4 protein-coding genes and 1 pseudogene are annotated in these 6,310 nt (G+C 55.1%); 4 read left to right on the forward strand and 1 reads right to left on the reverse strand.

Features of this window, described 5'->3' with window-relative positions; all coding sequences use genetic code 11:
* Window positions 1-1,585 (reverse strand): hypothetical protein (locus WLY71_RS28965; RefSeq protein WP_347806300.1); only part of this gene is annotated, 1,585 nt, incomplete at its 3' end.
* A 704-nt stretch (window positions 1,586-2,289) separates the two neighbouring features.
* Between WLY71_RS28965 and WLY71_RS28970 the strand changes: the two genes are divergently transcribed.
* The 4 genes and pseudogenes from WLY71_RS28970 to tnpC form a co-directional block, all read left to right on the forward strand.
* Window positions 2,290-4,044, forward strand: a complete 1,755-nt coding sequence (locus tag WLY71_RS28970) for a hypothetical protein (RefSeq protein ID WP_347806301.1) — start codon at window positions 2,290-2,292, stop codon at window positions 4,042-4,044.
* 496 nt (window positions 4,045-4,540) lie between these two features.
* Complete coding sequence (gene tnpA / locus WLY71_RS28975) at window positions 4,541-4,858, forward strand: IS66-like element accessory protein TnpA (RefSeq protein ID WP_347806302.1); 318 nt, start codon at window positions 4,541-4,543, stop codon at window positions 4,856-4,858.
* Complete coding sequence (gene tnpB, locus WLY71_RS28980) at window positions 4,855-5,190, forward strand: IS66 family insertion sequence element accessory protein TnpB (RefSeq protein ID WP_347806303.1); 336 nt, start codon at window positions 4,855-4,857, stop codon at window positions 5,188-5,190. Before tnpA ends, tnpB begins: the two co-directional genes overlap by 4 nt.
* Before the next feature lie 61 nt (window positions 5,191-5,251).
* A pseudogene (tnpC, locus tag WLY71_RS28985) lies at window positions 5,252-6,210 on the forward strand (IS66 family transposase); the annotation flags it as partial.
* Between the last annotated feature and the right edge of the window lie 100 nt (window positions 6,211-6,310).

The raw sequence follows: 6,310 nt of genomic DNA on the forward strand, positions 1-6,310 counted from the left end.
CTTCTATACTCGCGTCGATACCTGCCGTACCCACGGCTTTACCCACTTCTATACTCGCGTCAAAACCTGCCTTACCCGCTTTACCCACTGCTATACCCGCATCGATACCTGCCTTACCTAATTTGATACCCGTGTTTGCGACTGCGGCTGGCACGCCCTTCACATCCTCCTGGAGAAACTTCACGGCGCTGTCCACCACAGAGTCGGTTACGACGCCCAGCGCAGTCCAACCTGCGAAAACGCCCGCGGACATGACCGTGTTGGTTATTTGGCGGACGGCTTCCTTGGCCACCGGGTGCGACACATGGCCTGCAAGCGCTCCCTGAGCCATACCGACAGCGGCGAATCCAGCGGATAAGGCAAGTCCGTTTTGGACAATGGGCGTGGGCTTAACAAGATCTCCGAACGCGGGTAATGTGTGGGTGAACGCGTCGACGGTCAGGCCCGCCCCACGTTTCACAGCATTGAACGCCACGCTGGATACGCCGGCGTTCTTCAGGGCCATGTAAGCGTCAAGCCACTCGGTTTCATCGTTCAGATTTTCTTTTGGTTGCGCATCCTTGCGACCAAACAGAAAGGCCCCTCCCCTGAGCGAATCTCGCTGTTCAGTCGTGTGAATCCGGTTGCCATAGAGCACGTTGGCCAACAAGCCTCCACCCGCGACGAAACCGATGTCCGTCGCGCCTTTGGCTGAAGGCGCGAAATGCTCCATGACCGGGGCCACGCCGGTCCGGCTCGCATTGCGCACGGTGTAGCCCTGAATGGCAATGGCGTGGTCTAGGACCTTTTGCTTCTTTCCGGGAGATTTTTTCTCGAGCGAATGCGCCATGGCGTCATGCAACTGGTCCGGCGACGCGCGGAGGTAATAGGCATCGCCAGTCATCGGGTTCATCATGCCGGTCCCAACGGTATCCATGACCCCGGAAACTGCCCCGGAGATGAAGGGCGCCAGAGGTTGCAGGGCGGTAGGTAGCCACTTGCCTTCATTGATTTGCGGCTCCATGTATTGCACTACTGACGCCGCCGCAAAGGGCATTGCACGAACAAAGTAAGACGCGGTGGTCGAGACCCGGTCCAATATGGCAGCTTTGCTCAGCATGGCTCTGACGTCAGCGGGGCTTTCACCTATGTCCAGCAGTTTGGCTGCACGGCTATCGATCAGGCTGTCGATTTGCGTGTTGTGCTTCCCAATACCTTCGTTAAGTTCGTTGATGCACCGAAACTCATCTAGTGTCGCCGCGGGGGATCCAGGGGGACGGTGAGGAATGCGCTCCTGCCTATGACTAGCAAACACCTCCTCCATGACGTCCTTGATGCCCGCTAGGTTGGCTGCCTGTACCTGTCCAACCGATGTGGTCGAAGCAGTCCCATGGAGATGGCCAGCGGCCGATGGAGAAGCGACTATCTGCGGGAGGCTCTCAAAAGAGAGGTTCCGTGGAATGGTTACTGACATGAAAAATCCCTTTTTAAATGATAAAAATGGATGGACACTGACAGCCCCTTGGGCAACGACAGCAAACAGGAAAGTTTTCGTGCTTGCCGCCAAGACGGATGCTTTATGTTTTAGAAAAACGTGTCTTTGCATCAAGTCGGCAACTGACCGTTGCCGCTGCCACTTCCCCCGCCTCTCTGACTCGCAAGGTTGTTTGCGGGTAAAAATAGCCCACTTGGCTGGATGTGCTCAGCGAGCAGACATAGAACTAATTGGGAACCGAAGTCTCGAATCCTTAAAAGCATTCAACTGTGCAGCCCGGTTAGGGCGACAGGTTTAATCTCGCCCCCAATTCGAGGGCGGCGCTGACAACTGGCCTGCCAAAACCCTCTGGCAATTGGGGCGCGGTACTGTGTAAGGTCTGCCGGCAATACGCATGGTGGTCGCGATCCGTGAAGGAAGAATTCAACTGTGTGGTCCGGGGCGAAAGTTGGTTCCCTGAAGAGGTGGAGAATGGTTGGCAAACAATGGAGGCCTCCCAGGCCGGCAGGCACAACAAGGCGAAAGCCTCGCAATCGCTGCTAACACACTCGTTTTCGGCAAGGCATTAGCCGTCAAGCGCAAGATACCCAGCGGCTTAGAGCTGCCGAGAAGGCCAGGCCGTTGAAAAAAGCCGGACCGAATGGAGTTTTGGCAAACTCCCCGCCATGGATGCACTCGGCGTTGTCGGTCTGATTTGGAACTCGTTTCCGTGCGGTGGCCACTCAGACTGGCAAGATATCCACACCGATACTCCTCTGCTGAATTTCCGCATACATGCGGCTTAGCACCGGACCGCTTTCACAAGGAACAAGTTAATGATAATGCCGTCTGTTACTAACTTCTCTACTACACCTACGGTAATGCCAAAAATTGATATCCGCCCTCCCACTCCCCCTCAAATAGACGAACCAGCAACGCCTCCTGTTCAAGCCCAAGGGCGTTCTCTGGATGACATAAAGCTAAGCGCAAAAAAAACTAATTTGAATCTTAAAATCCCTAATCACGTCGCAGACGGCTCAGGATTTGAAACGTATAAGGCTTTATTACTGAAAAACAAGACATCCGGTTTATTACAGCCCGGGGACAAAGAACTTTTATTGCAGTACCGATCATTAAAGGCGCTGGTACCAAGAGCCAACAACATCCGCTATAGCGAATTTGCCAGTGATCAGAGTTCCAAAATACTCGATCTCCTGGGCCCAAAAAAGCGCACAGCCATCGTTACCTTCGCCCTTGACAACAAGAATCCCGGCTATAGAACAAGTATGACAACGTGGCTTGCCGCTGGACTTGTTCATCTTGAGGCCCCTGATCGAAATAGAGTTTTTGACGCCATTCTAAGCGACCACGAGAAAATCAAAAAAGCGGGACCGTTAGTCGTCAGCTTCGAAAGCAAGAATCATGTGCACCCCAGTAAAGCTCTTGCAGAACTTTGTAAGTCATTCCCTGTCCTGGACACGCAGCAACGGCAGCGCGTTATTGCTGCTGTGCGCGCCCTTCCCGACGGCGAACTCAAGGCGAGGTTGATCGGGAATTTGGGCGAGGTAATGAGCCAAAGCCAAATGAACAATACTCAGCGCACCTCTGTCGTTGACATCTACCTTAAGTTAGGTGATGACGTCAAGCATTTCGCGCTTGCCGGGTTGGCTACCGCGATTGCGCAAGGGCAAATCGGGGAGCATTGCGACTCGCTGATCGAAAGCATTGTGGGAATCAAGAATGCGACCGATCAAGCTAAAGCTCTCGGGGCATTCGGTCCTGCGTTAAGCCATCTAAACGACGCACAGCTTGTCAATTTCGGCGAGCAGCTTGCCGATCTCGGCGAGCAGCTAGTAAATATGGAAGATGAACCTAAGTGCATAACGATAGGAGAATTGGGACCGGCCATAGGCCTTCTGAATCATGCGCATCGTGAAAAGCTATTCGGGCAAGTACAAGTGATGCAGGGAGGCAACATAAAAATGGCGGCGTTGCCAAGCCTGACACAGGCACTCGGTGCACGTTGCCTCAATAAGGAAAAGACTGAGTACATCCTCAATGAGAAAATGACTAAGTACATCGTCAGCCTTACTGAGCACCCGCACGAAAAAATCCGAGCAATTATTCTGAGCAACATAGGTACTGCAATTGCAGGTATGCATGAGACTGAGCGTCCGAAATACATACCCACTGTGATAAACGCGACTCTTAAGCTTGTGGGTCATCCTGGCTTTCAGTGCATGGTGCTTGAAGCCATGGGCGCCGCACTGCCATCGCTTGATCCGGAAGACCTTCATAGTCTGGTTATCGCCTTCCTGGGCATACATGACGATGAATCCAAATACAAAGTGCTTCGTGGCTTTAGCCAATCGCTGAAGAATGTCAGCGAGAATCAGATTCCAGACGTCATCGAAAGCGTGCTCAGCATCGTAGACCAACGTTTGAAATCGCTCGCAATTGGAGAGTTGGGGCCTATGCGGGACTCCCTGACTGACGCCCAGTGGAGTCAACTGACTGAGGCCGTCGATGAGTTCAAAGGTGTGGAGGCGGCGGTATTCAAGGCCACCGCATTGGTGGGACTCCACCGCTGAAGGATTGCACAGGAGCAAAAGGTCCACGACTGGGTGGCCAACTCAACGCAGAGATCTACCGGGATATGCAGACGGGAGCCACACGAACTGCTCGGAACTGTAATTCGCGCCTATGACGAAGAACAAAATCCAGCAACCGAAGCGAATAGCGTCATCCATTAGTAATGATGCTGGCAGCCTACGCACGCATCAGATCTGCTCCCTGGTTCGATTGAATTTGCAAAGCGCCATCGGCTATACCGTCACGTACCAGCAATGCCAAAAGCTGATGGCGCCCATTGGGTTGAGCTTCGATTTGGTCTAAAGCAAGCTTAGTGTTAATGCTCCGCCTGGCAGGCGAGAGAGCATAAGGGTGACTGTGCTCGGCCTGCGCACCATAAGGCTCTGGCTGCTAACTGTAAGCGTGCCGGGAACACACCTTCCAAACTCCAGCATTAAGGGCGATGGTGTCCGCGTATTTTAAGCGGACGCGATAGCCCTTAACGCCAGGATTTCCATGCGCCAACGAAGCTCTTACCCTAAACCGTTCCAGGCCCAGGTTGTTCAGGAATGCCTGCAACCGGGCGCAACCCTATCCAGCGTTGCCATCAGCCACGGCATCAACGCCAACGTTATCCGCAAGTGGCTACCGCTTTACCGAGATCAGCCGACAGCGGCGTTGCCGGCTTTCGTCCCATTGAGAGCTACGCCAAAGCGGCAGGCTGAAGCGTCGGCGATCATTGAGCTGCCGCTTGGCGAGCAATCGATCACGGTGAAATGGCCAACCTCCGATCCTGAAGGATGCGCCCGCTTTGTCCGTGGGCTTGCCGAGTGATCCGCATCGACTCCATCTGGCTAGCCACCGAGCCCATGGACATGCGTGCCGGCACTGAAACTGCGCTTGCCAGGGTGATCGCGGTGTTTGGTGCGGCGAAGCCGCACTGCGCTTATCTGTTCGCCAACCGCCGTGCCACTCGTATGAAAGTGCTGGTGCATGACGGGTTTGGCGTCTGGCTGGCTGCTCGCCGATTGAATCAAGGAAAGTTTCACTGGCCCGGCATTCGGAGTGGCTCCGAGATAGAGCTGGATACTGAGCAACTTCAGGCCTTGGTGCTCGGCCTACCTTGGCAACGCGTTGGGGCTGGCGGTGCAATCACACTGCTTTAACGCCCGCTATTAGCCAATTGGTCTATCGCCGCGAACGGCCTGCTCTGGCAAAATTCGCGGCATGACTTCCTCGCCCAATCTCGACCAAATGTCCCCCGACCAACTGCGTGCACTCGCGGCACAGTTGCTGTCGCAGGTTGACTCTCTCGGGCAGCAAGTCGACAGGATGGGCAAGAAGAATCACCGCGACCAAACAATCATCGAGCAACTCACCCACGAAATCGCCTGGTTCAAACGTAATAAGTTTGCCAAGCGTAGTGAGCAATTGAGTCCTGCCCAAGGCAGCCTGCTCGACACCGACATCGCGGCCATCGAGGCAGAGTTGAAGGCGTTGAATCCGCCGGCTGCGCCGGCCGAACCACGCAGCCAGTCCAGGCATGCACCCTTGCCTGCGCAGTTCCCACGTACCGTGATCCATCACGAGCCAGAAAACACCCAGTGCGCGGCTGCCAGCTTCAGCGCATCGGCGAAGACGTTAGCGAGAAGCTCGACTACACGCCGGGCGTGTTCACCGTTGAGCAGCATGTGCGTGGGAAATGGGTCTGCCGCGACTGCGAAACGCTGATCCAGGCACCGGTACCGGCGCAGGTGATCGACAAGGGCATCCCGACCGCCGGGCTGCTGGCTCACGTGATGGTGGCCAAGTTCGCTGACCATTTGCCGCTGTATCGGCAAGAGAAAATCTTTGGCCGCGCCGGCTTGGCCATCGCTCGCTCGACACTGGCGCAATGGGTCGGCCAAACCGGTGTGCAGCTCCAGCCCTTGGTCGATGCGCTGCGCGAAACAGTGCTTGCTCAAGGCGTGATCCACGCTGACGAAACGCCGGTGCAGATGCTCGCACCGGGCGAGAAGAAAACCCACCGTGCTTACGTCTGGGCCTACTGCACCACGCCTTTTTCGGCACTCAAGGCGGTGGTTTACGACTTCAGCCCAAGCCGTACCGGCGAACATGCACGCAACTTTCTTGGCCAGTGGAATGGCAAGCTGGTTTGCGACGATTTCGCCGGTTATGTTGCGGCCTGAGTTATGTTGTGGTGACAAAGACGACGCCCTTGAATGGGGTTTTCGGCGTAGAAAGCAGCACATAAATATGAGCGACACATTACGCGCAGACAGGCTT

This window comes from Pseudomonas rossensis, from assembly GCF_039888995.1.
Classification (GTDB): Bacteria; Pseudomonadota; Gammaproteobacteria; order Pseudomonadales; family Pseudomonadaceae; genus Aquipseudomonas; species Aquipseudomonas rossensis.